This is a genomic window from Duganella sp. CT11-25, from assembly GCF_047302815.1.
Taxonomy (GTDB): Bacteria; Pseudomonadota; Gammaproteobacteria; order Burkholderiales; family Burkholderiaceae_D; genus Rugamonas.
Map to the genome: position 1 here is coordinate 1,017,368 of NZ_JBKBFD010000001.1, position 24,434 is coordinate 1,041,801.

Sequence of the window (24,434 nt, forward strand, 5' to 3'; positions counted from 1 at the left end):
TATCCTTGGTCCATCATTAGTTGATCATCACCAGCGCACCCTTGACGGTGGTCTGGCCGGCGGCCGACAGCTCGGCGGTGGCGGCGCCCTTGGCGGTGAAGCCGACGTTGGCGCTCTGGCTGATGTTCAGGCCGGCGACCGTGACGTCCATCTTGGCGGCGATGTCGACGTTCTGCACCGCCGAGATCGACACCTTGCCCTTGGCGCTGATGGTGATGTCCTTGGGGCTGTCGAGCAGGATGCCGGTGGGGCTGAGCTCGACCTTGTTGCTGTTCTGGTCCTGCAGCAGGATGGACTTGGCATCGTCGCTGATGACGATCTTGTTGTTGCCGGGCGTGATGAAGGTGATGACTTTCTTGTCGTCGTCGAACTCCATCTTCAGCTTGCTGCGCGTGACCAGCGCCTTGAAGAAATTGTCGGCCGTCGGCGTATAGGGCGGCACGTGCTTGCTGCTGTATAGGCTGCCCAGGATCACCGGGCACGACGGATCGTTGTTGAAGAAGCCCAGCACCACCTCGTCGCCGATCTCGGGCAGCACGAAGGCGCCGAAGCCGCTCGAACCGTAGAAGCTGGCGAAGCGCGCCCAGACGCCGTCGGTCTCGGCCTGCATCAGCGGCACCGACACCTGCAGCTTGTACTGGCCTTCCGGGTCGGCGTCGAGCTTCTTGATGATGCCGATGTGCAGGCCGGCGATGCCGGCGGTCAGCCCGGCCGCTTCCGGCGCGTGCAGCTGGTGCTGGTCGGTGAACCAGTAGGTCGGCATGCCGAATTCCACCTCGGTGGTCCAGTCGCCGTCCTTGAGGCGGTGCGTCACGCCGCAGGCAATGACGTCGCCGTTGAAATGGTCGCCGACCGCGGCCAGCGTCAGCACCGCGCCGACCTTGGCCAGCGCGCTGCCCTGGAACACCACGCGGCCGCGGATGCGCGCCAGCGCGGCCTTGGTTTGCTGGGCCTTGGTCCAGGCGGCCAGCGCCGCGCTGTCCAGCGGCGCCGCCGTTTGCAGGGCGTAGCTTTCCAGGCCCAGCACCTTGGCCAGCGCGGCCGACTGGATGTCGCCCTGGGCCTGCAGCGTCAGCGGTGCGGCGGTCTGCGCCACCACCTTCAGCGTGGCCAGGTCCCAGCTGGTGGCGGTCACCGACTTCAGTTGCGAGCGTGCGTCGAGCTCGGCCGAGAATTCCTGCATGTCGACGCCGTAGGTCAGCAGCAGCACCGCCGCCGTCGCCTGCGGCGCCTGCACCGTGACCTTGCCGGCATCGACCGTGACCAGCATGGCGTTGGCTTCGGCGCGCGCCATCATATAGTCCCAGTCGGTGGCGTAGTACTGCACCAGCTCCTTGTAGGTCACCGTGGTGGCGGTGACGTCGGCCGTCAGGCCGGCCTTGACGATCAGCGACGAGATGATGTCGCTGTCCTTCTTTTCCACATAATTGGCGTTCTTGCGGCCGACCGTCATGGCCAGCGCCTTGTCGCGGCATTCGATCACCAGGCGCGCGTAGTTGTCGCCGCTGATCTTGATGCTGTGCTTGATGACGATGCCGGTGAAGATGGGCTTGACGATGCTCTCGTAGCCGGCGCTGATGACGATCACCGCGCCCGGCTTGAAATTCTGGGCGTCCGAGATCGGGAACTTGGCGTCGGGCATGTCGCCGTCCAGCACGGTGATGATGGCCGACGGGATGCGGTTGGCGCTATGGTTGACTTCGATCGACACGATCTGGAACAGGTCGGGGATGGCCGCGCCATCGCTCGTGATGGTGAAGCTCATCAAACCATTGCTGCTCTTTAGCGGAGACACTGCCATTGGAACTCTCTCAAATAATGTCGTGCATCTAGCCCAGCGGCGGGAAGCGCAGGCTGGTGCCCGGCTCCAGCTTGCGGAACGCCGTCAGGCCGTTGATGCGCGCCACCTCCAGGTAATAGCCGGGGTCGCGGTATATCCTTTCGCACAGCAGCGGCAGGGTGTCGCCGGCGCGCACCTGCACCAGGTGCGTCATGTCGGGCGAGCTGCGGTTGGCCTCCAGCGCCAGCTGGCCGGCGCTGGCATACTCGACGAAGCTGATGTCGACCTTGGCGCGCAGCGGCTCGCCGGTCGGCTTGAACAGCGTATAGTTGAAATCCAGTTCCTTCACGCGGCCATAGAAAATCATGCTGCCCCACACCACCTGCACGATGGGCGCCTCGTGCTTGGTGCCGACATAGGCGTAGACGCATTTGCGCAGCAGGCTGACCTGCTCCTTGACCGGCATCTTCGAACCGGGCACGGCGCCGGTGCCGTCGAAGGTCAGCGACGGCAGCTTCAGTTTTTCCGCCTCCATGGTGTAGAACTTGGATTCATGGCCGGCCTGGCCCATGGCCTGTTCTTCGACATACAGGATGGCGGAATTGATCGAATAGCTCGGCGGATTGATCAGCACCTCGAACTTCGGCGCCGAACTGTCGACCGTCACCACGCCGGTGGTCGACACCGAACAACCGGAGATCTTCAGCAGTGTTTTTTGTCCCGACATCGCTAGCGCTCTCCCCGCTCGCGCAGCAGCTCGTCGACCATCCGGCGGCACTCGGCCAGGATTTGCGCGCGGGCGGCGCGCGTCAGCTCCGGCGCCCGCTCGGCGGCGGCCGGACGGTCGACGATGGTGGTCTTGATGACCAGCTCCTTGATTTCTATCGCCATGGCGACGCCCTCCCTTAGACGATGCGTTCGGAATAGGTGTAGGCAAACGATATCGATTCGACCGCCACCTCGTTCTTGGTGGAGTTGAACCCGTCGACGCTCCACTTGACCGGATACGCGTTGTTGAACTTCCAGCCGCGCAGCACCTGCCCCTTGTCGCCGGTCAGCTTGACGATGATGGTCTGGGTCTCGATGCGCGTGGCCAGCTCGCCTTCCAGCGTCTCCTTGCACCACGCCACCAGCGGCGAGGCCTTCTTGGCGATGCCCCGCTTCATCTCCAGGTTCCCATGCTTGATCTTGACGGGAAGCTGGTGGACGAAGCGGTTCTCGCCGCCCTCCGTCAGCGACTCCACCTCGAACTCGGTGGCGATGCCCGACACCTCGGTAAACGCGGTGTCGGCCACCTTCCTGCCGTTGCCGAAAGTAACGGTGAAGTAGAACGCCGGCGGCGGATAGCCGTCGTCGAAATAATCGGCGGCGCTCATCGGCTAGGACTACTTCGCCTCGATCGTCAAGCCCTCGTGGACGATCTCGATGGATTCGATCGCCACCTCGTTGCCTTCGGACTTCAGGTCGGTGCTGGAGATCTTGGTCGGCCAGGCATTGGTCAGGGTCCAGATCATCGTGTCGTTGCCGGCCTCGTCCAGCAGGCTGATGATCACCGGCACGCGCTTGATGGTGTTCAGCTTGATCTGGTTGAGCCAGTCCCAGAACTTGTTATCGCCCTTGAACACGCCCTTCTTCATGGTGATGTTGCCGTACTTTTTCATGCCCGGCATCTTGATCACGGAAAATACCGGGCTGTTGCCGTGGCGGTACTTGATCTCTTCGGACTGGATGTCCAGACCCGACACTTCCTGGAAGGCCAACTCGTTCGAATCCCATTTCACGCGGAAATAGAATTTCGGCATAGGCCATACACTGGTTGATTGACTTGCTCCATCGTCTGCCATAACACACCTCTTTATTTAGTTTGGATAGTGATTTAGATCGTTAACGCAACGGCTCAGGATTTTTGCATCTGCTGCTGGAAGGTGATCTCGATGAACTCTGCCGGACGGCTGATCGCGACCAGGATGGTCACGCGCAGTATGCCTTCGAGGATGTCTTCGGGCGTCATGGTCTCGCCGAGGCCGACGCTGACGCTGAACGCATCTTCCGGGCTGGCGCCGGCCAGGCCGCCGCGCTTCCACACGCTGGTCAGGAAGTTGCTGGCCATGCCCTTGATGGTGACCCAGGTGCCGCTGACGTTGGGCTCGAACACATAGGCCTTGGTCGCCAGGCGCAGCGATTCCTCGATCATGATCATGGTGCGGCGCACATTGATGTAGCGCCAGTCCAGGCTGTTGCCGTCCAGGGTGCGGGCGCCCCACACCAGCGTGCCCTCGCCGATGAAGGAGCGGATCGCGTTGATCGACTTGCCGGCGGTGGTGACGTTCAGGTTTTCCTGCTCGTCGTGGGTGATGTTGACCGCCGGCGACACCACCGAGGCCAGGCTGACGTTGGCGGGCGCCTTCCACACGCCGCGCGCGTTGTCGACCAGCGTGTAGACGCCGGCCATGGCGGCGCCCGGCGGCAGCAGGTTCAGCTTGCGCTTGATGGCCAGCAGGATGTTGGCGTAGGTCGGGCTGATCGCGAACAGGATCTTGTGCAGCTCGTCGTCCGACAGATAGGTCTTGGCTTTCGGATCGCGCTTGTCGTCGCCGACCTGGCCCAGGATGTCCTTCAGGTCCTGCGGCGCAGCCTCGCCGCCGGCTTCGCCCAGCAGCAGGTCCTTGACCTTGGTCAGGTCGACGAAGCTGGCGAAGCCGAGGTCGGTGGTCTGCACGATCGAGGTGTTCAGCCACGGATAGTAGGCGGCCGAATAGTTGAGGAAGTTGATCCCCAGGTCGCCGCGGAAGTTCGCCACGCAATTGCCGGCCTTGTCGGTCTGCTCGCGGTAGCCGTCGGTGATGTCGAGGATGGCGAAGCGGTTCTTGGTCTGGAAACCGCAATGCTTGAGCGCGGCCTGCTGCAGCGCGATGGCGTCGTCCTGCGGCAGCGCCATGGCGTCCGGGATCACCACGATGGTCGGTTCCTGCTCCTTGAGCAGCAGGTCGATGCCGTGCTCCAGCGCCGGCTTGTCCGGGCCGGTGTCGCCGTAGCCGCCGATCGAGACGATGTAGCACGGGCCGCCGCCGTTCTGGAAGAACAGCTCCATGCTGTAGTACAGGTAGTAGCGGAAGGTGTCCGGCTTGGCGTTCTTACGCTTGAGCACATAGCCTTCGCCGGCGCTCTTGAAGTCGTTCTCGACATTCACGTCGGCGTTCTTGTCGAACTCGAACTTGTCTTCCGGCGGACCGCCGAAATAGTTGACGAATTCCGACAAGGAGGTGATGCGCCAAGGTTTGTTTTTCAGCGGACTGCCCTTGTTGTCGGAGATCTTGGTGTGACCGATGAACGCGGGAACCGCGGTAGCGACTTCCACCACCGAGTTCGGAAACGCATTTTTTTCAACGATATAGACACCAGGGGTTTTATACGCGCTAGCCATACGTCTTCCTTTGAAAATTATTGATGAATGTAAATTTCCGCAACGATCAAAGACTGGCCGTTGGGACCTCGCTGCTTGCCCATTTTTTCAACGCTGGCATTGGGCAACCGCCTGATGAGCACTTTCCCCGCCGCTCCCACCTCCCGCAACTGCAGGCGTTGCTGCGGGATTTTTTGTATCGGCAGCGCCAGCGCCGACAGATACGCACTACCGCCCTCGATCGCAGCCGGCAGCGCCGGCGCGAAACTGATGCCCGGCGCGCTATCGGCGGCGTCGAGATCGACGATGTTCAATTGCCGGGACGCCAGCGCGCCCGAAAAATAGTATTTCCAGTGCAGCTTGCGCGACGCCAGCGCCACCTGCCACTGCGGCGGCGCCGCCTGCGGCGCCGGCCGGAACGCGATGTCGACGCGGAACAGCGGCTGCTTCAACTGGTTGACCATGCCGGCGTTGGGCACGCGGCGCGCCCAGCGCGCCGGCCGCAGGCGCGGCTCGGTGCCGTCCGCGCCCGGATAGCGGTTGCTGAAGCGCAGCGGCGCCGTCAGCGGCCATTCGGTGTAGAAGCGCAGCATCGGGTCGGCCGACATCACTTCGAAGCGCAGCAGGTGCAGCAGACCGGCCGGCGGTCCGGGCCGCTCCGGCCGCGGCGCCGCCTGCCACAGCTCCATGCCGGCGGCAGTGGTCCGCAGCAGCATCTCCTCGCGCTCCATCAGCGCGGCGGTCGGCGCCGACGGCACGAAGCGCAGGTCCGGCACCGGCTGGTCCGCGTGGTACTCGTGCGTGACGGTGACCGAAAACATGTGCTGGTAGCGCGCCATCGGCTAGCTCCTGGCCGCCGCCGGCTCGACGTCGGTGATCACCGGCAGCTGGCCGGCAATCGCGTTGGCGTCGACGGTGATCATGCGCACCTTGTAGAACAGCGACGGCAGGTAGCGGCCGCCCAGCAGGCTCCACAGATTGTTCAGGTCGGGAATCGGCAGGTTTTCGATGTCCAGCACCAGACGCTCGATGCGGCGGTCCAGGCCGGGGCTGTTGTGCTGGTCAAACACCGGACGCTGCTGGAAAAAGGCGATGGCCTGTGAAATGTACTTGAGCGCTTCGCTGTAGTTGCCGGCGCCGAAATTGGCCGACATCATCACGTACAGGTTCAGGTACAAGGGGGCGTTGTACTGCAGCAGGCGGTCGCTCATGCTGCGGCCGCCGCCGGACGGCTGGCGCGGCATCGTATCTTTTTCAACGTTCACGAGCGTCAGGACCACTTTGTTGTTGGCGTTGGGAGTCACGCTGCCATCCAGCTCCATCAGGCTGGACACCATCACCACATCCTCGATCAGTTGGAAATTGCTCTTGAATTGCTGATTCAACGAAGAGGCCAGATGACTGAGTGCTGCGTTGATCATGTGTCTCTCTCCGATTGAGTTGCTATTTCAGTTGCTCTACCTACCACGTCTCTAACCATAGCGTGCTGGACAGGCGGCCTGGAAGTGTCATTACCGTTACACGCAAGCGTGTTACATGGCCGTTACGTCGGCATATTCCGCTGCAGCGCTTGCACGCAGCGCTCCGCCATCTGCTCCTGGGCCGCGATCGAACCGTCGCCGGCGCTGTCGAACTGTTCGTACCAGAGCACGGTTTCCTCGGTCGCGTGGCGCAAGTGCAGCGACACCCTGACGCGGGCGGTATCCTGGCGCACCGTCCCTTCGAGGACATGGGTGCCGGCGGCGCCGATGGCGCCCGGCGCCGCGACCTCGGCGGCGGCCAGGCGGTAGGCCGACAGTTCGCGGTACAGCCGGAACCCCAGCTCGTCGTTCAGCCCCAGCGTGAAGGACTGGGCCGGCATGTCCGGACTCAGGCAGGTCAGCGGCCGGAACAACAGGACCGGACTGGCCGCCGCCGGCCGCAGCGGCGCGGCCGCCAGACGCTCGACGCGCGGTTGATAGCTTCCCAGCGGGATGGTGATGCGCAGCGGATCGGCGCTGCCTTCGTTGGCGTAATACGTGGCCAGCCGCTGGCGCAGGCGCCCGGCCTGGACGCGGACGATGGGATCGTCGCCGGTGTAGTAGGACATGCGGTCGCGGCCGAACACGGCGACACCGATTTCATGCTCGGGCGGCGGCGCCGATGGTTCCCGGCACAATACCCGGTCGACCAAATAGCTGAGCAGCGCGGTGCAGCGGTGGGCCTTGGAGAATTGTCTGCTCGACAGGATTTTTCGCAACGCGGCGCGGACCTCCAAGTCCGGCTGCGGCGCCGGCTCGCGCGGCGGTTTGGGTGTCGAGGCAATCAAAGACAGTGTCGGATGTTTGATGATGTTCCCCTAGTAGATTGTCATTCGCAAAACATGACTTATTGGGAAACACTCTATACGAGGCACTAAAATTCTTCCTGCTGGAAACCTTCTTTTTACACAAGTTGTTGTTTTTTAACAAAAAAGAATTTCGCAATTAAACTAGCTTACATATTGGATGTAACAAATTCCAGCCGGACAGCGGCCGCGAAAAATTACCTTTATGCAATTTAAGGTGACAAAATAGCCAGACGTTCCAGCACTAATTGCGCCGCGATCAAATCGCTCAAGGCCGTTCCAACCGATTTGAACACGGTGGTTTGACCGGGAGCGCGACCGGCCGCGCCGGCCCGGCAAATATCCTTCAGCTCGCCGGCGATGGCACTGGCGCTGAAGACGCCTTCCGCTATCGGGATCAGCAGCTCGCCCGCTTCGCGCAGTACATTGTCCATGCTATCGACATAGACCTTGCTGTTAACGATGAGGGCGCTGTCGCATTCGCGCCGGTCGGGGCTGTGATTGCCCAGCAGGTCGACATGGCAGCCAGGCGAAATCCAGGCGCCCTGGAGCAGCGGCGTGGCGGCGCCGGTCGCGCTGACGATGATGTCGGCCGTGGCGGCGCCGGATGCGACGTCCTGGACAAAAACAAACTCGACGCCGGGATGGGCGACCTGCAAGCGTGCCTGCAAGGCGGCCACCTTGGCGCCGTCGCGCCCCCACAGGCGGATGCGTTTCAGGTCGCGCACCGCGAGGTGGGCGGCGACCAGGAACGGCGCCAGCCGTCCGCTGCCCAGCAACAAGAGATCCGACGAGTCCGGGCGGGACAGGTGGCGCGCGGCCAGCGCCGAGACGGCCGCCGTGCGCCAATAGGTGACGGCCGTGCCATCGACCAGCGCCAGCGGCACGCCGTGGCGGCGGTCGAACAGCAGGATCTTGGAGTACAGCGACGCAAAGCCGGCCGCCTCATTATCCGGAAAATAGGTGAAGGCCTTCACGCCGATCAGCGTGTCGTTCCACGCCGGCAACAGCGCGAAACCGTCATGCGACGCCGATCCAGCGCCGGCCAGTTGAAACACCTGGCGCGGCGGCATGCCGTAGTCGCCGCGAAAGCCCTGCTCCAGCGCGTCGATCAGGCCGGGGAAATCCAGCGCCAGTTCAACCTGCCCTGCTTCGATTATTTTCACGGTTCCCTCTCGAAATCAACCATCTGCGAATGTTCGATGCATTATCCCGGATATTCGGCGACGGCGAAGCGTTAAGGGTCAAGGCCTATGGCGACGGCTGCAGGCGCCAGCGCTGGCAATCGCCGCCCAGCCACTGCCACTGCTGCACGTTGGCGCCGGCGGTGGTCGAACAGGCGTCGACGTCCAGCACCAGGCCGCTGTTTTTCGACACCAGCCGGAAGTAGCCCTCGCCCACAGGCTCCGCGCGCCAGGCCTGGCAGGCGGCGCCGTTCGGCGTCCATTGCTGCACGTTGCCGCCGTTGGCGGTCGAGCAGGCGTCGACATCGAGCGCCAGGCCGCTGCTCATCGCCGTCAGCACATAGTCGCCGTTGCCCTTGTTCTGCATATTCCAGCGCTGGCAGTTGGCGCCGTTCGGGGTCCACTGCTGCACGTTGGCGCCGGCCGTGTTGGAGCAGGCGCTGACGTCGAGCGCCAGGCCGCTGTTTTTCGAGATCAGCGTATAGACGCCGCTGGCGACGGGATTGTCCATCGGTCCCGTGGCGAACTTGATCGAGCAGCCGACATTGACCAGCTCATACAATTGCGTGCCGTCGGCGGACGGCAGCAGCTGCGTGCTGTAGCCGTTGCAGACATCGCTGCCGCCGGTGGTGACGGCCGCCAGCGGCGTCGCGCCCTCGGTCCACAAGCCGCTGCCGTTGTTGGTGTTGTACATGAAGGTCTGGCCGTTGCCGGCGGCGATGGCGTCGTCGCTATTGCGGCGCAATACTTCACCGGTCACCAGCAGGCGGCCGTTGGCGCTGCCATCGTTGTACCAGCGTATCGTCGGCGTATGGCGGAAGTGGTTGCCGGAGGTGGACTCGATGCGCGTGCCCATGTTGGATGCCGTGCCCCAGCCCACGCCGTTGGCCGAGGTGCGGATGAAGGCTTCGCAGTTGGACGCGCCGCACACCTCGTACGTCATCACGTAGCTGCCGTTGGGCAGGCGCGCCACCAGCGGCATGCCGGGACGCTGCACGTTGCCGTCGCTGACGCCGACGTCGATGGTATCGCCGCTCCAGGTTACGCCGCCGTCGGTGGAGATGCGATGCGCGATCAGCTGGTTATAGCCGCTGCCCTTGTACTCCTCGCTGGAGTAGTACAGCACCAGCCGCCCGCTGCTGTCGATGGCGAACTCGCCCTCCCACACGCCGGTGCCCCCGGTGACGGGGGTCGACAGCAGGCTCCAGGTGTGGCCCTGGTCGGTGCTGCGGTAGATCTTGATGGCGTGGGCGCTGCCGTTGGTGGTGGACGTGGTCCACAGCAGCGCGCCCTTCGGCGTGCCGCCCAAGGCTTGCGGCACTTCATACAGGCCGCTGCAGCAATGGCCGGGCTCCGGCAGGTTCATGGTGGCGATCTGGCTCCAGCTGGCGCCGTTGTTGTTGCTCTCCCAGATCGTGCTCTGGGTATTGCCGTAATCGAAGCTGGCGATCAGGCGGTTGTTGGCCGCACCGTTGGAGGCCAGCCGTATCATGCGCGGATAGTACGAGGCCTGGTTGCCCAGCGTGACGGCGGCGTTGGCGTCCAGCCAGCAGAACATCGCCAGCAGCATAGCGAAAATGCGGGTCTTCATATGCGTGTCTCCATTTTTTTGAATGCAAAAAAAGCAGGGAGCAAGCTCCCTGCGAAGGTACAACACTGGAAAGGGTGAAACGAGGGGTTTACAACCGGGTTACAACTTAAAGCGCAGGCCCAGCGAATACACCGCCGGGTCGTAGCGGATGTCGCGCGGGAACTGCTCGTAGCCGCTATAGCTTTCATAGGCCGAGTGCAGCAGGTTCCAGGCATTGAACTGCACCGAGACATGCTTGTTGATCTCGTAGCCGATCGACAGGTCGAGCTGCTCGCGCGGACGCACCACGTTGGTCGGCGGCAGCTGGATGCCGCCGTTGTTCAACGATTCGACATAGCTGTCGCGGCGGGTATAGGCCAGGCGGCCGTTGAAGCCGTACTTCTCGTAGATCAGCGCCAGGTTGGCGTTCTTCTTGGCGACGTTGACCAGCGGTGTCACCGTGAAGTCGCTGCCGTTGAGCGTGTTGGCGCTCTCGGTGGTGCCGGTGATCCAGGTGTAGTTGGCCTGCACGCCCAGTCCGGACAGCGCGCCCGGCAGGAAGTCCAGGAACTTCTGCGCCGACAGCTCGTAGCCGTGCAGCTTGCCCTTGCCGGCGTTCTGCGGACGGGTCACCGTGTACGGCAGGCCGTTGATGTTTTCCACCTGCGAGAACGGTTGCAGATAGCCGTCGATGCGGCGGTCGAAGAAGGCCACCGAAACATAACCGTCTTTCTCGAAGTAGCGCTCCAGCGTGATGTCGAAGGATTTCGATTCGACCGGCTTCAGCTCCGGATTGCCGGCAGTGCCATAGCCCGGACGGTTGATCGACGGCGGCGTCAGCGACAGCGCAGGATTCAGCGAAGCGAAGTCGGGACGCGTGACGGTCTTGCCCCAGCCGACGTGCGACATCCAGTTCTCGGCCCAATCCACCTTGGCGCTGACGCTAGGCAGCACATCGGTATGCGAGGTGCTGATATCGATGTTGCTGATGGTGTCGCCGATGCGGTTGTTGCCGCTCAAGTCGCGCTGCAGACGGCTCACGCGCACGCCCGCCAGGCCGGACACGCCGACGCTGCCGACATCGAAGCCGTAGTTGGCCATGCCGTAGGCGCTGATGTTCTTCTCGGTCTGCTTGAACAGGCGGTTGGGATCGTCCGGCAGGCGGCCTTCCGGCAGGCCGTAGTACTTGCGGACCTGGCTGCGGTTATCCAGCAGGAAGTCGGTCGACGGCGTGGCGAAGCTGCCACCCAGGCGTTCGACACCGGGCACCACATCGTTGAACGACGGGCCGAACACGCTGACCGGCACCGGCCGCGCGCCGCCCGGCGTATCGGCTCCACCTTCCGCGCCGTGGAATTCGGCGTCGCGCGACGACAGGCGCAGACCGCCGGACAGCTTGCTGATGAAGCCCTGCCCCAGCTTGTAGCTCAGGTCATTGCGCCATTGCACCTGGCGGCCGCTGCTCTCTCCCCACGACTGGAAGAAGCCGCGCAGCGCATAGGCGTTTGGATCGCTGAGCGCCTTGGCGTTGCCAGGCGTCGAACCGCTGAAGCCGCCGTGACCGTCGCCGTCGAGGCCGACCACGTGCAGCGTGGCGAACGGCACGCTCTGGTCGACGATGATGCGGTCGTCGGTGAACTTCGAATACGTGAACGCCAGGTCGGTGCTGGCCTGCCAGGCGCCGTCCTTGTATTTGGCGCCGAAGCTGCCGTAGCCGGTGTCGGTCTTCTGCTGATGCGCCTGGGTGCTGGTGGCCGTGTATGGCGCCACGCCGTCGGCGTCCGGCAGCACGTCGGCCGAGATGATCGGGCAGGCGCGGCCGCGGCTGGTGTTGCAGTAGGCGCCGTCCGGCGCGACCTTGACATTGACGGCCGTGTTGCCGTCGCGCGCCACGCCGAACAGGTAGTCTTCCGCGCTGCGGCTGCGGTAGCCCATGTAGATAAACTGGCTGTCGAGTTCCAGCTTGTCGTTCGGCTTCCATTGCAACGCGCCGTGCAGTTGCTGGCGTTCGCGCTCGCCGGAGTTATACACGCCGCCGGGGAACGGCATGATGGCCGCCGTGGTGGCGCCGCCCTTGGCCTGTTCGGCCGCCAGGTTCGGGTTGCCCGGATCGTTGCGGTAGGCCGTGCCGTCGGCGCGCACCGCCCACAGGCCGGGACCGCCCGGTTCGGCGAACCACTGCACCGGATTGACAAAACGGTCTTTCACATAAGTACCGTCCAGCAGCACGCCGACGTCGCCGTGCTCGGTCTTCCAGCGGTTGGAGATCAAGCCGCCCAGCGACGGATCGGTGTACGACTTGGCGCTGGTGCCGCGCGGGTGGATGTTGACGCCGTCGATGAAGCCCGATGCGCTCAGGCCCTTGAAGTCGAACGGCTTGCGCAGGCGGACGTCCATCAGGCCGGCGATGCCGCCCTCCTGCTGGTTCGGCGTCGACGATTTGAACACGTCCAGCCCGGCCACGCCTTCGATGCGCAAGTCCTGGTAGGACAGGCGGCGACCGTCGCCGGTGAAGATCTCGTTGCCGTTGATGGTGGTGGCCAGGTCGGGCAGGCCGCGGATCAGCACGCTGTTGACTTCACTGGCCGTGCGGCCGACCTGCACGCCGGGAATGCGTTGCAGCGCTTCGCCCACCGAACGATCCGGGAATTTGCCGATGTCTTCGGCGTTGATCGAATCGACCACCTGGTCGGCGCTGCGCTTGATGTCCTCGGCCTTGCGCACGCTTTGGCGGATGCCGGATACCACTACCGTGACGCCCTCCGCGGGCAACTCCTGCGCCAGCGCCGGCGCGCCGGCCAATACGCTCAACAACGCCGCCGCTATCGGTGTCCTTTTGAACTCTTGCATGTCTATGTCTCCACTATCGGATCGGATGACTGCGTCCCTGCTGATCCGGTATGCCCTGGTGAGCTACCGATACCGGATGCCGTACTGACTGGCATGGCGCGTCATCGCTTTATATTCGTTATGGGCGGGCACTACCCCAAAAATCTTTGCGACTAAGTGGTAATTTGCCCCAAGTAACGATGCAATAGTGAATGGATTTCAGTTTTATATCAACAATATTTGCGACAAATAGCGAAATATCATGGAATTCGCCCCACTTCGCCCTTAAGCAACAACTAAAGTTGTTGGATAAACGTCACGGTTCAGCCCAAAGTCCCGGCTGGAGGGATGGGCGCGCCGGCCGGAAACTCGAATCCGAGCCGCATCACGATGTCCTGCGGGTAGTTGCCGAACTTGCGCCCGAACAGGTTCAGGCCGCCCTTGTTGCGCGCATCTTCCTTGATGCCGATGCGCACGCGGATGTGGTTGGCCTGCGCCAGGTTGAGGTCGGCGATCGAGGTGGCGCCCAGCGAGACGCCGTCGATCATCGCGCCGCGCTCGCTGACGCTCCACTGTTTGAGCACACCGTAGGTGGTGCCTTCGATCTGCCACCACGACGGCGTCAGCAGCGCCGGCTTGCCGCCGAAATCGCCGGGCGAGGTCCAGGTGCCGATCTCCACATCGTTGATCCACAGCGTGATGTCGGACGGCCAGTCCGGGTTGTAGTTGGGCGCTTCCGAGCACAGCTCCATCGACAGCGACAGGTCGGTGGTCACCGCGCCGTACGGCACATTATTAGGGAAGGCATATTCCACATGGCCCGCGCCGAACCACAGCAACTGGGCGTTGACATGCTCCGGTTCGAAGAAGGAGCGCGGATCGTCCAGCATGCCGATGATCTTGGTCTCGCTGACCAGGCCGCAGGTGGGGCTGGCCTCGACGCTGCGGTAGCTGCCGATCGGCATGCTGATGGTGACGGTATTCTGTTCCGCCTCGACCGCCGCGCCGGGCAGGCGGATGCGCACTTCGTCGTAGCGCTTGGAGCACAGCTTCTGGATGCCGCGTGTGCCGGGTTCGGTCTCGACCACCACCAGGCCGACCGCCTCCAGCTGGTTGACGTTGAAGCTGACCGTCGAATGCGGCAGGTTCATGGTCGCGGCCAGCTCCGACAGGTTCAGCACTTTATGGGTCAGCAAGGCCAGCATCGCTTGCCGCGTTTCCGACGACAGCGCTTTCACCAGCGGCAAGACCGCATCCCCCTCGACCAGCAAGGCCCGATTTCCAGCATCCATGTAGCACCCATTCCTATGAATTAATTTGTTGGTTCGCTGTGGCACGCGACCGTTCCCGCATGATACCTCGTCGCGAAAATGCCAGTGAGGCAAAATATCTAACAAACTTTCTTGTCACTAATGAGAAATATTGCGATAATTAATCCAACAAGAATTTTCGTGACTATCAAATGACCGATTCCGTACAGACATCGCCGCGCTACCTGACGCTCGACAGCGGCGCCGGCCATCGCGTCACCGTGATGGATATCGGCGCCACGCTGCTGTCGTGCAAAGTCCCGATGCCGGACGGCAGCCGCCGCGAGACGCTGCTGGGCCATCCGGCCGCGCTGGACGCCGATCCGGCGCGCGGCTATGCGGGCGCCATCGTCGGCCGTTACGCCAACCGCATCGCCGGCGCTGCGTTCGAACTGGAGGGCCGGCGCCACCAACTGCTGGCCAACGAGAACGGCAATCAGCTGCATGGAGGGGCGGACGGCTTTCACCGCCGCCGCTGGGCCATCGAGCATGCCGGCCCCGCCACCGCGCGACTGAGCCTGCTGTCGCCGGACGGCGACCAGGGCTTCCCCGGCGAAGTGCTGGCCAGCGTGACCTACAGCCTGAGCGCGCAGGGCGTACTGCGGATGGACCTGCGCGCCAGTTGCAACGCGCCCTGCCCGGTCAGCCTGAGCAATCACGCCTATTTTAATCTGGACGCCCGCCATGGCGATGCCCGCGGCCACAGCCTGCGGATCCAGTCGCAATCCTACCTGCCGGTGGACAGCGCGCTGATCCCGCAGGCGGCGCTGGCGCCGGTGCGGCACGGCGGCTACGACTTCCAGATCGACCGCACGGTGCGGGCCGCGCTGGCGGCGGTGGTGGCCGGCGGCTATCCGCCCGGCTTCGACCATGCATGGCTGCTCTCGCCCGCCTGCGCCGGCGGCGCCACGCCCGCCGCCGTGCTGCAGTCCTCGGACCGCAAGCTGAGCATGGTCATCAGCACCAGCCTGCCCGCGTTGCAGTTTTACGACGGCCGCCATCTGCACACGCTGCATGACCGCGATGGCATGCCCTACCCCGCTTTTGCCGGTTTCGCGCTGGAACCGGAGTTTTTGCCGGACAGTCCCAACCGGCCCGACTGGCCGCAGCCCTCGTGCATACTGCGGCCAGGGAATCCCATGCACCACTTTATAGAACTGGCTTTCCAGGCCCACGCCTGAGAAAAGACCGGTCAAACAACAAGGAGACAAGCATGACCACCCACACCGGCGCCCTCGCCGCCACCGCCCTGCTATGCGCAGGCCTGGTCCTCAGCGCCTGCGGCGGCAGCAGCGCCATCGCCGCCGCCCCCGTCGCTACTACCCCGCCGCCTGCGGCAAGCGGTGCGCCGCGCGGCACGCTGCTGGCCGATATTTTCGGTACCTATCCGCGCGTGGTGCGCCAGAGCCACCACCAGAATCCAGCGCTCAACGGCCGGCTGGTGGCCAGCATCTCGTCCACCGAGAACGGCCAACCGGTGGGCGGCATCTACGCCAGCAGCGACGACGGCAAGAGCTTCAGCCGCATCGGCGCCATCGCCGATCCCGAGTTCAAGAAAGGCCAGTGCTGCGGCACGATATACGAACTGCCGGCGAAGATCGGCGCGCTGCCGGCCGGCACACTGCTGTATTCGACCTCGGTGGGCGCTGAGCGCAGCGGCACGGCCATGGAGAACCGCATCTACCAGAGCGCGGACGGCGGCGCCAGCTGGAGCTACCTGTCGCTGTGCGGCCAGGGCCGCATCCCCAAGACCATGCAGCGGCCTTCCGGCATCTGGGAACCCGAGTTCGCCATCGCCGCCAGCGGAGAGCTGGTGTGCTACTACTCCGACGAGACCCTGGACGGCCACTCGCAGGTCCTGGTGCTGGTCACCAGCCGCGACGGCGTGACGTGGAGCGCGCCCAAGACCATCGTCGCCGGCGACGATCCCAACGCCCGCCCGGGCATGCCGGTGGTACGCAAGCTGCCGTCGGGCGCCTACCTGATGACCTTCGAGAACTGCTACGGCGGCCCGCTCGATTGCGCGCTGCGCGCCAAGCGCTCGGCCGATGGCCTCAATTGGGGTGCGGCCAACGATCCCGGCTTCCGCCTGGAGACCGCCAGCGGCCAGTTCTTCCGCCATGCGCCGACCTTTGCCTGGGCGCCGGTGGCCGGCCAGCCCAACGGCATGCTGATCGCCGTCGGCCAGATCCTGGTCGACAAGAACGGCGTGCCCGACGCCAGCGGCAACGGCAAGGTCATGTTCACCAACACCACCGCCGACGGCAGCGGCCCGTGGAAAATCGCGCCCACGCCGCTGGCGCTGACGTCGCCGCCGCTCAAGACCAACTGGTGCCAGCACTATTCCAGCCCGCTGCTGCCCTCGACCGACGGCAAGACGCTGTTCATGCTGCAAAGCGACGGTGGCGAGGACCAGAGCTGCCGCACCCGTTTCGGCAGCGCCGCGCTGGCGCCTTGATAGAACTCCCTCACCCTGACTACGAAAGATTTACGATGACTACAGCAATCGCCACGCCCGCCGTTCCACAAGCACCAACGTGGAGCGCCCAGCGCGCGCATGCCTGGTATGCGGCGCAGCCGCGCATCCTCGGCGCCAACTTCATTCCGGCCAGCGCCATCAACCAGCTGGAGATGTGGCAGGCCGAGACCTTCGACGTCGAGCGCATCGACCTTGAGCTGGGCTGGGCAGCGGCGCTGGGCATGAACACCATGCGCGTGTTCCTGCACGACCTGCTGTGGACCCAGGACGCCAAAGGCTTCAAGCAGCGCATCGACACCTACCTGGAGATCGCGGGCCGTCATGGCATCCGCACCATGCTGGTATTATTCGATTCGTGCTGGGACCCGCGTCCTGCGCTCGGCACCCAGCGCGCGCCCATGCCCGGCATCCACAATTCGGGCTGGGTGCAAAGCCCGGGCGCGGCGCAACTGGCCGATCCGGCCAGCTACCCGGCGCTGCGTGCCTACGTCGAGGATATCGTCACCAGCTTCGGCAACGACGAGCGCGTGTGGTGCTGGGACTTGTGGAATGAACCGGACAACCAGGGCGGCGGCATGGGCTATTACCAGCAGTTCGAGGCAAAGGACAAGATCGCATTGGTCGCGCAACTGCTGCCGCAGGTGTTCGGCTGGGCCCAGGCTTGCGCACCGAGCCAGCCGCTGACCAGCGGCGTGTGGTTCGGCGAAGACTGGACACCCGGTTCCGCACTGCTGAACGCCGTGCAGCAGGTCCAGCTCGCGCTGTCGGACATCGTCACCTTCCACGACTATAGCTGGCCCGAGAAATTCCTGGCCCGCGTGCGCCAGCTGCAGCCCTACGGCCGTCCGCTGGTCTGCACCGAGTACATGGCCCGCGGCATGGGCTCGACCTTCGATGCCGACCTGGCCATCGCCCGCGCCGAGAACATCGGCATGATCAACTGGGGCTTCGTGCTTGGCAAGAGCCAGACCAATATGCCGTGGGACTCGTGGAAGAATCCCTACACCTTCGCGCCGCCGTCGGTCTGGTTCCACGACGTGCTGCATACCGACGGCACGCCGTACCGCGCGCACGAGGCCGAGCTGCTACGCCAGCACGTCAACGCGTCATGAAGATGGCGCACGAACTGGGCGGTATCGAATGGCGCGACGTCAGCAAGCGCTATGGCCAGAATACGGTGATCCCCAACTTCAACCTGTCGATCGCGGCCGGCGAATTCATCGCGCTGCTGGGGCCTTCCGGCTGCGGCAAGTCGACGCTGCTGCGCATGCTGGCGGGGCTGGAGCCGGTATCCAGCGGCCGCATCGCCATCGGCGGGCGCGACGTCACCGAACTGGCGCCCGGCCAGCGCGGCATCGCCATGGTGTTCCAGCAGTACGCGCTGTATCCGCACATGACGGTGCGCGACAACATGGCTTTCGGCCTGCGCAACATCCGCATGGATGAAGCGGAGATCGAACGCCGCGTGGCGGGGGCCGCGCAGATGCTGGAACTGCAGGCGCTGCTGGACCGCAAGCCGGTGCAGCTGTCCGGCGGCCAGCGCCAGCGCGTGGCGATCGGCCGCGCCGTGGTCAAGGAACCGCAGGCCTTCCTGTTCGACGAACCGCTGTCCAACCTGGACGCGGCGCTGCGCACCCGCACCCGGCTGGAACTGGCGCGGCTGCACAAGCGGCTCGGCGCCACCATGCTGTTCGTGACCCACGACCAGGTCGAGGCGATGACGCTGGCCAACCGCATCGCGGTGATGAACCAGGGCCGCATCGAGCAGTTTGCGGCACCGATGGAATTGTACGAACGGCCGGCCACGCGCTTCGTGGCGGGCTTTGTCGGCAGTCCGGCGATGAACTTCCTGCCGGTGCGGCGCGCGGCCGACGATAACGGCTGCTGCGCCGTGACGCTGGCCAACGGCTTGACCGTGCGCACCGCCATCGCGCCGCCGCGAGGCCTGGCCGACGGCCAGCTGGAACTGGGCCTGCGTCCGGATGCGTTGACGCCTTCGGCCGACGGCCAGCTGCAAGGCACGGTCGAGGTCATCGAGCGCCTCGGCGACCGCACCTTGCTGCACGTGCAGTTGGCCGACGGCCTGCTGGTGGTGGCCGACGCGCCGCGCCACGGCGAACCGGCCATCGGCGCTACCATCGCGCTGCGCATGGACCTGCAGCGCGCCCACCTGTTCGACGCGGCCGGCGCCGCGCATCATCCAGCATGATGCGCGACCTGCCCAAATCCCTGCTGCGGACTCCGCGCGGGGCCTCCACCGGCTGGAGCGGACTGCTGTTCATCGCGCCCTTCCTGCTGTGCTACCTGACGTTGCTGGTCTGGCCGCTGCTGAACGGCGTCTGGCTCAGCTTCCACGCGATCGATCTGCTGTCGAATATCGGACGCTGGGTCGGCGCGGTCAACTTCGTCGACCTGCTGCAGGACGAGATGTTCGTGCGTTCGGCCTTCAACACCGTGCTGTTCGCCGCGTTGTGCACGCCTGCGATGGTGATCGTCGGCCTGGCGCTGGCCCTGGCCTTGAACCGTCCGGGACGCGCCACCGCCATCCTGCGCGGCATCTTCTTCGGCGCCGGCGTGCTGTCGGTCACCATCGTCACGCTGATCTGGCGGCTGGTGCTGATGCCGGACCGCGGCATGCTGGCCAATCTGATGCACGGCGCCGGCATAGCCTCGGTGGCGCCGCTGAACAACGAGTGGCTGGCGTTGCCGGCGGTCGCGCTGGCCACCGTCTGGTGGGGCATCGGCATGCCGATGATGCTGTTCCTGGCATCGCTGCAGCAGATTCCGCACGACGTCTACGAGGCGGCCGCGCTGGACAACACCAGCCGCTGGCGCAGCTTCCGCCACATCACGCTGCCGGCCATCCGCCACAGCGTGATCCTGGTGGCGGTGACGCAGATGATCGCGCAGCTGCAGGTGTTCGGCCAGGTACAGCTGCTGACTCAGGGCGGCCCCAACAACGGCACCCGCTCGCTGGTGATGTTTGTCTACGAAACCATGTTCGAACAATGGCAGCTCGGCTACGCAGCCGCCGGCGCGCAGGCCTTGTTCCTGCTGATGCTCGGCGGGATCTCGCTGCAAGGCTGGCTGGAACGACGCGCGGGAAAGGCGCAATCATGAATCCCAACCTGACTAATCGATGGGGCAACCGCGTGATCCTCGGCGCCACCGTGCTGGCGGCCATCGCCTGGGTGGCGCCGCTGCTATGGGTGCTGGCGCTGTCGTTCAAGCCCAACGAACTGCTGGCGCAGCGCACCGATATCCTGTTCGCACCGCCCTACACGCTGAAGAACTACAGCGACATCCTCGGCACCTCGCTGGTGTTCCGCTGGATCGTCAATTCCTGCGTAGTGGCGTTCGGCCAGACGGTGCTGGTGCTGCTGCTGTCGTCGCTGGCCGGCTACGGCTTCGCGCGCACCGAGTTCCCCGGCAAGACCTGGCTCTACCGGCTGGTGCTGGCCGGACTGGCCGTGCCGCAGACCGCCGTGGTGATACCGCTGCACCGCATGTTCGCCGACTGGGGCCTGCACAACAGCTATCCGGGCCTGATCCTGCCGGGACTGGCCGCGCCGTTCGGCGTCTACCTGATGACGCAGTACTTCAAGGCCATCCCGCGCGACCTGGAGGAGGCGGCGCTGCTCGACAACGCCTCACGCTGGACCGTGTTCACGCGCGTGATCCTGCCGCTGACGCTGCCGGTGCAGGCGACGCTGGGTATCGTCACCTTCCTCAGCGCCTGGAACGACTATCTGTGGCCGCTGATCTCGGCGACCCAGCAGGCGAACTACACACTGACGCTGGGCCTGGCCTCGACCCAGACCAACTTCGCGCAGTCTGAAGGCCTGGGCTTCCTGATGGCGCAGGCGGTGTTCGCGGCGGTGCCGGTGTTGGTGCTGTATGTCTTCTTCCAACAATATATCGTTGCCGCGGTTGCCGGCACCAAGGTACGCTAAGCATGAGACACATCACCCTGGGCGCCGCGCTGGCGCTGCTGCTGGCCGCCGCGCCGGCCGCAGTGCCGGCCGCGCCGACCGAAATATCCTTCGCGCGCTTCTTCGGCTCGTGCGAAGCCGATTACGGCACCGTCACCGATCCGTCCAACGCCACCGGCGAATGCGGCATCATCACGGCGCTGGTCAACAAGTTCAACGCCACCAACCGCGAACAGATCGTGGTGCGCACGCAGGTGGTGGAGCACGGCTCCTACTACAGCCAGCTCGGCGCCCGCATCGTCGGGCGCGACGTGCCGGCGGTCGCGATCCTGCACAGCTCCGCGCTGAACGACTTCGTCAAGCGCGGCCTGATCGCGCCGCTCGACGACGAGTTCCGCACGGCTGGCGTCGACACGAAGGATTTCACGCCCCAGGCGGAAACCGCGGTCACCGTGGACGGGCACCATTACGCCCTGCCTTTTGATACGCATTCCTGGCTGTGGCACGTGAACCTGAACCTGATGCGCCGCGCCGGGCTGGTGAAGGCCGACGGCAAGCCGCTGCTGCCGCAATCGCCGCAACAGCTGCTGGAGCAGGCGCGTCGCTTCAAGGCCGCCACCGGCAAGCCATACTTCATCTGGCTGACCAACAACGACCCGGCCTTCTTCACGCGCACGCTGCTGTCCATGCTGGGCCAGCAAGGCGCCTCGCTGTTCCCGCAGGACGACTTCCACATCGACTTGCACAGCCCTGCCGTGCGAGAGACGGTCAAGCTGCTCAAGACCTTGTACGAGGAAGGCCTGACCACGCGCGGCAACGACTATGGCGCCGCACTGCAGGGCTTCGCGGCCGGCGAAGGCGGCGTGATGGTCAACGGTACCTGGATCATCGGCGACCTGCTGCGCCAGGCCAGGCGTGCCGACAGCGCCACCGCCAAGGGCTACACCGCCGTGCCGTTCCCGCAGCTCTATGGTTCCAGCGCGATGTGGGCCGACAATCACGTGATGGTCCTGCTCAAGGGCGGTACCGCCGATGCACGCAGCCGCCACGCAGCCGTCTCCTTCCTCAAGTTCCTCTATGACGAGGGCGGCGTGTGGGCGCGCACCGGCCAGTTGCCGACGCGCCGCTCGGTGATCGAATCGCCGTCGTTCCGCCAACTGCCGCTTCGCAGCGAGATCGCCACCATCTCGCGCGACGGCGTGGCGCTGCCGATCGAAGTGGCGCGCCAGGCCATCGTCGGCAAGATGCTGGGCGATGCGCTGACCGCCGCCATCGTGTTCGGCGCGGAGGTGGACAAGACGCTGTCGCAGGCCGAGACCAGCATCAACCGCATGCTGAAGCGCGACGCCCAGTTCCAGGGCGGCGCGGCGGTGGCAGCCGCCCCGCCCGTGCCGCACGGCGCGTTGCTGGACGATGTCTACACCAGCTATCCGCGCCTGATACGGCAGACGCATCACAGCGACGCCGCGCTCAACGGCCGGCTGGTGGCCAGCATGACGGCGACCGAAGACGGCCAGCCGGCGGCCGCGATCTACGCCAGCGAGGACCAGGGCAAGAGCTTCAAGCGCATCGGCGCCATCGTCGATCCAGAGTTCGCCAAGGGCCCCAAGGGGCGCTGCTGCGGCGGGCTGTACGAGCTGCCGGTACGCATCGGCGCGCTGCCGGCCGGCACGCTGCTGTATTCCTTGTCGGTGGGAGAGTCGCGTCTGGGCGTGCCGATGGAGAACCGCATCTACCGCAGCGACGACGGCGGCAGGAACTGGAGCTACCTGTCCCTGTGCGGCACCGGCCGCATTCCAAAGAACCAGCAAACCTCGGGCATCTGGGAGCCGGAGTTCGCCATCGCCAAGAGCGGCGAACTGGTGTGCTATTACTCGGACGAGACGTTGGCCGGGCATTCGCAGGTGCTGGTGCGGGTGACCAGCCGCGACGGCGTCAAATGGAGCGCGCCGAAAGTCATCGTCGCCGGCGACGACCCCAAGGCCCGCCCCGGCATGCCGATCGTGCGCCAACTGCCGAACGGCAGCTACCTGATGAGCTATGAGAACTGCTATCTCGGCCCGCTGGACTGCGCGCTGCGCATCAAGCGCTCGCCGGATGGCCTGGATTGGGGCGCACCTAACGATCCGGGCATGCGGCCGGAGACCGCCAGCGGCCAATTCTTCCGGCACGCGCCGACGTTCACCTGGATGCCGGTGGCGGGCAAGCCGGACGGCATGGTGGTGGCGATCGGCCAGATCCTGGTCGACAGGAACGGCAGGCCAGAACCAAGGGGCAACGGTAAAACCATGTTCGTCAACGACAGCCCGGATGTCAGCGGGCCGTGGCGCGCGGTGCCGTCGCCGATTGCGCTGCAAAAGCCGGTAGTGCTCAGCAACGGCTGCCAGAACTATTCGACGCCGCTGCTGCCGTCCGCAGACGGCAAGAGCCTGGCCATGCTGCAAAGCGATGGTGCGGAAAATCCCACTTGCCGCACCCGCTTCGGCAGTGCGGCGATCGCAGCGCCGTAGTTACCAGCCCAGCTTCTGTTTGATGAAGGCCGTCAGCCGGGCGGCGTTGGCCTGGTGATGGCGCACGCGCGGATGGGCGGTGTAGCCGGTGAACTCAAACATCAGCGTATCGATGCGCTGATCCTTCTGCTCTTCTTGGATCTGCGCGACGGCGCTACGCACATAGCCCGGCCACTTGGAACCCGGCGCGATGGCGTCCATGCTGCCCAGCGCGCAGACGATATACGCCTTCGGATACAGCGCGCGTATCTTCTGCACGAACTGCTTGTAGGCCTGCACGCGCTGCGCATCGTCCGGCATCGGCACCAGGCGCTTGTGGTCGTCGATCAGCCAGTGGTCGTTCTGCGTCAGGTTGATGACCACCACGTCCGGCGTCCAGCTGCTGAAATCCCATTTGCTGTCGTTCTTGCCCACCGCGTTCAGCTGGCCGTAGAAGTCGGGCATGATGAAGGGGAACCAGCTGATCATCACGCCGATGCCGCTTTGCGAAATGATGTGGGCTTCGGCGTCGAGGTTGCGCGCGGTGATGGACGCGTACGACATGAAGTTGTTCTTTTCCTTCAGCAGGTGGTCGGGCTGGCCGTCCGCCGCCTCGTTGCCCATGCCGCTGGTGATGGAATCGCCGAAGAATTCAATGTGGCGCTGCTTGCGCGGCGGTGGCGCCAGCAGCTTGCCGCCGTCCGCCAGTTCCAGCCCCTGGAAGACGGTGGCGCCCTCCTCGCCTTCGGTGCGCTTGGTGATCAGGAAGCGATGCGCGCCGGGCGCCAGGCCAGCGGCCACCGGATAGGTCTTGCTGCCGGCGCCGGCTTCGACAATCACCGGGTGCGCCAGGTCTCCATCGATAAACACATTGAAGAAGTTCTTGCCCAACTGGTCGTCCAGCTTGACGGCCAGGCTGGTGCCGGTGAAGTTGCCCTCGATGCTGGAGCCGGGCCAGGACAGGACCGGGGCGACGGGATTGGCGAAATCCACGCGGCCGGTGTACTGGAGCTGCGTATCGTCAGGCTGGATGGTCGCACCGGCCAAGGCTTGGCCGGCACACAGGATGATGCTCAGTATGAGCAGTTTGAGCTTCAACGTTTGCATAGCGCTTTCGAAGGCTGGGCCTTAA

The 24,434-nt window shown here is 64.8% G+C and carries 21 protein-coding genes; 7 read left to right on the forward strand and 14 right to left on the reverse strand.

Translation table 11 applies throughout. The features are described from left to right. Positions 1-16: 16 nt before the first annotated feature. The 13 genes from vgrG to ACEN9F_RS04030 form a co-directional block, all read right to left on the reverse strand. Positions 17-1,765: a type VI secretion system tip protein VgrG gene (gene vgrG / locus ACEN9F_RS03970; protein WP_413418045.1), complete on the reverse strand. Its 1,749-nt coding sequence runs from the start codon at positions 1,763-1,765 to the stop codon at positions 17-19. Between the two features lie 64 nt (positions 1,766-1,829). Further along, a complete protein-coding gene (locus tag ACEN9F_RS03975; protein ID WP_413418047.1) occupies positions 1,830-2,507 on the reverse strand; it encodes a CIS tube protein in 678 nt (225 codons plus the stop codon). A 2-nt stretch (positions 2,508-2,509) separates the two neighbouring features. Beyond that, positions 2,510-2,671 (reverse strand): DUF5908 family protein, encoded by a 162-nt coding sequence (locus tag ACEN9F_RS03980; protein ID WP_413418049.1) that lies wholly within the window; start codon positions 2,669-2,671, stop codon positions 2,510-2,512. A gap of 14 nt (positions 2,672-2,685) precedes the next feature. Next, positions 2,686-3,156 carry a phage tail protein gene (locus ACEN9F_RS03985; RefSeq protein ID WP_413418050.1) on the reverse strand — a complete coding sequence of 157 codons (471 nt, stop codon included), beginning with the start codon at positions 3,154-3,156 and terminating at the stop codon, positions 2,686-2,688. 9 nt (positions 3,157-3,165) lie between these two features. Continuing rightward, positions 3,166-3,582: a phage tail protein gene (locus ACEN9F_RS03990; RefSeq protein ID WP_413418052.1), complete on the reverse strand. Its 417-nt coding sequence runs from the start codon at positions 3,580-3,582 to the stop codon at positions 3,166-3,168. Positions 3,583-3,677: 95 nt separating this feature from the next. Then, positions 3,678-5,204: a phage tail sheath family protein gene (locus tag ACEN9F_RS03995; protein WP_413418054.1), complete on the reverse strand. Its 1,527-nt coding sequence runs from the start codon at positions 5,202-5,204 to the stop codon at positions 3,678-3,680. Between the two features lie 17 nt (positions 5,205-5,221). Further along, positions 5,222-6,022, reverse strand: a complete 801-nt coding sequence (locus tag ACEN9F_RS04000; RefSeq protein WP_413418056.1) for a hypothetical protein — start codon at positions 6,020-6,022, stop codon at positions 5,222-5,224. Positions 6,023-6,025: 3 nt separating this feature from the next. Further along, a complete protein-coding gene (locus tag ACEN9F_RS04005) occupies positions 6,026-6,604 on the reverse strand; it encodes a DUF4255 domain-containing protein (RefSeq protein ID WP_413418058.1) in 579 nt (192 codons plus the stop codon). A gap of 122 nt (positions 6,605-6,726) precedes the next feature. Beyond that, on the reverse strand, positions 6,727-7,491 hold the full coding sequence (locus tag ACEN9F_RS04010) for a hypothetical protein (protein ID WP_413418060.1): 765 nt from the start codon (positions 7,489-7,491) through the stop codon (positions 6,727-6,729). A gap of 230 nt (positions 7,492-7,721) precedes the next feature. Continuing rightward, positions 7,722-8,675, reverse strand: a complete 954-nt coding sequence (locus ACEN9F_RS04015) for an ornithine cyclodeaminase family protein (protein ID WP_413418062.1) — start codon at positions 8,673-8,675, stop codon at positions 7,722-7,724. An 85-nt stretch (positions 8,676-8,760) separates the two neighbouring features. Beyond that, positions 8,761-10,284 (reverse strand): RICIN domain-containing protein, encoded by a 1,524-nt coding sequence (locus ACEN9F_RS04020; protein ID WP_413418064.1) that lies wholly within the window; start codon positions 10,282-10,284, stop codon positions 8,761-8,763. A 99-nt stretch (positions 10,285-10,383) separates the two neighbouring features. Beyond that, entirely contained in the window at positions 10,384-13,113 is a 2,730-nt protein-coding gene (locus ACEN9F_RS04025) for a TonB-dependent receptor (RefSeq protein ID WP_413418066.1), read from the reverse strand. Between the two features lie 302 nt (positions 13,114-13,415). Beyond that, complete coding sequence (locus tag ACEN9F_RS04030) at positions 13,416-14,384, reverse strand: ArsR/SmtB family transcription factor (RefSeq protein ID WP_413418068.1); 969 nt, start codon at positions 14,382-14,384, stop codon at positions 13,416-13,418. A 170-nt stretch (positions 14,385-14,554) separates the two neighbouring features. Here ACEN9F_RS04030 and ACEN9F_RS04035 point away from each other — a divergent pair, with 170 nt between their 5' ends. The 7 genes from ACEN9F_RS04035 to ACEN9F_RS04065 are packed head-to-tail and all read left to right on the forward strand — an operon-like array spanning position 14,555 to position 23,323. After that, positions 14,555-15,583 (forward strand): galactose-1-epimerase, encoded by a 1,029-nt coding sequence (locus tag ACEN9F_RS04035; protein WP_413418070.1) that lies wholly within the window; start codon positions 14,555-14,557, stop codon positions 15,581-15,583. 32 nt (positions 15,584-15,615) lie between these two features. Continuing rightward, positions 15,616-16,860 carry a sialidase family protein gene (locus tag ACEN9F_RS04040; RefSeq protein WP_413418072.1) on the forward strand — a complete coding sequence of 415 codons (1,245 nt, stop codon included), beginning with the start codon at positions 15,616-15,618 and terminating at the stop codon, positions 16,858-16,860. Between the two features lie 35 nt (positions 16,861-16,895). After that, the gene (locus tag ACEN9F_RS04045) at positions 16,896-17,993 is read left to right on the forward strand and encodes a hypothetical protein (RefSeq protein WP_413418074.1); all 1,098 of its coding nucleotides are present in this window, start codon (positions 16,896-16,898) and stop codon (positions 17,991-17,993) included. Beyond that, a complete protein-coding gene (locus ACEN9F_RS04050) occupies positions 17,990-19,090 on the forward strand; it encodes an ABC transporter ATP-binding protein (protein WP_413418076.1) in 1,101 nt (366 codons plus the stop codon). The genes ACEN9F_RS04045 and ACEN9F_RS04050 overlap by 4 nt, the downstream gene beginning before the upstream one ends. Beyond that, positions 19,087-20,001: a carbohydrate ABC transporter permease gene (locus ACEN9F_RS04055; RefSeq protein ID WP_413418078.1), complete on the forward strand. Its 915-nt coding sequence runs from the start codon at positions 19,087-19,089 to the stop codon at positions 19,999-20,001. Before ACEN9F_RS04050 ends, ACEN9F_RS04055 begins: the two co-directional genes overlap by 4 nt. Beyond that, positions 19,998-20,834: a carbohydrate ABC transporter permease gene (locus tag ACEN9F_RS04060; RefSeq protein ID WP_413418080.1), complete on the forward strand. Its 837-nt coding sequence runs from the start codon at positions 19,998-20,000 to the stop codon at positions 20,832-20,834. The genes ACEN9F_RS04055 and ACEN9F_RS04060 overlap by 4 nt, the downstream gene beginning before the upstream one ends. Positions 20,835-20,836: 2 nt before the next feature. Beyond that, positions 20,837-23,323 carry an extracellular solute-binding protein gene (locus tag ACEN9F_RS04065; RefSeq protein ID WP_413418082.1) on the forward strand — a complete coding sequence of 829 codons (2,487 nt, stop codon included), beginning with the start codon at positions 20,837-20,839 and terminating at the stop codon, positions 23,321-23,323. Here the strand turns inward: ACEN9F_RS04065 and ACEN9F_RS04070 are convergent, their stop codons facing one another. Continuing rightward, complete coding sequence (locus ACEN9F_RS04070; protein ID WP_413418084.1) at positions 23,324-24,409, reverse strand: SGNH/GDSL hydrolase family protein; 1,086 nt, start codon at positions 24,407-24,409, stop codon at positions 23,324-23,326. Positions 24,410-24,434 lie beyond the last annotated feature (25 nt).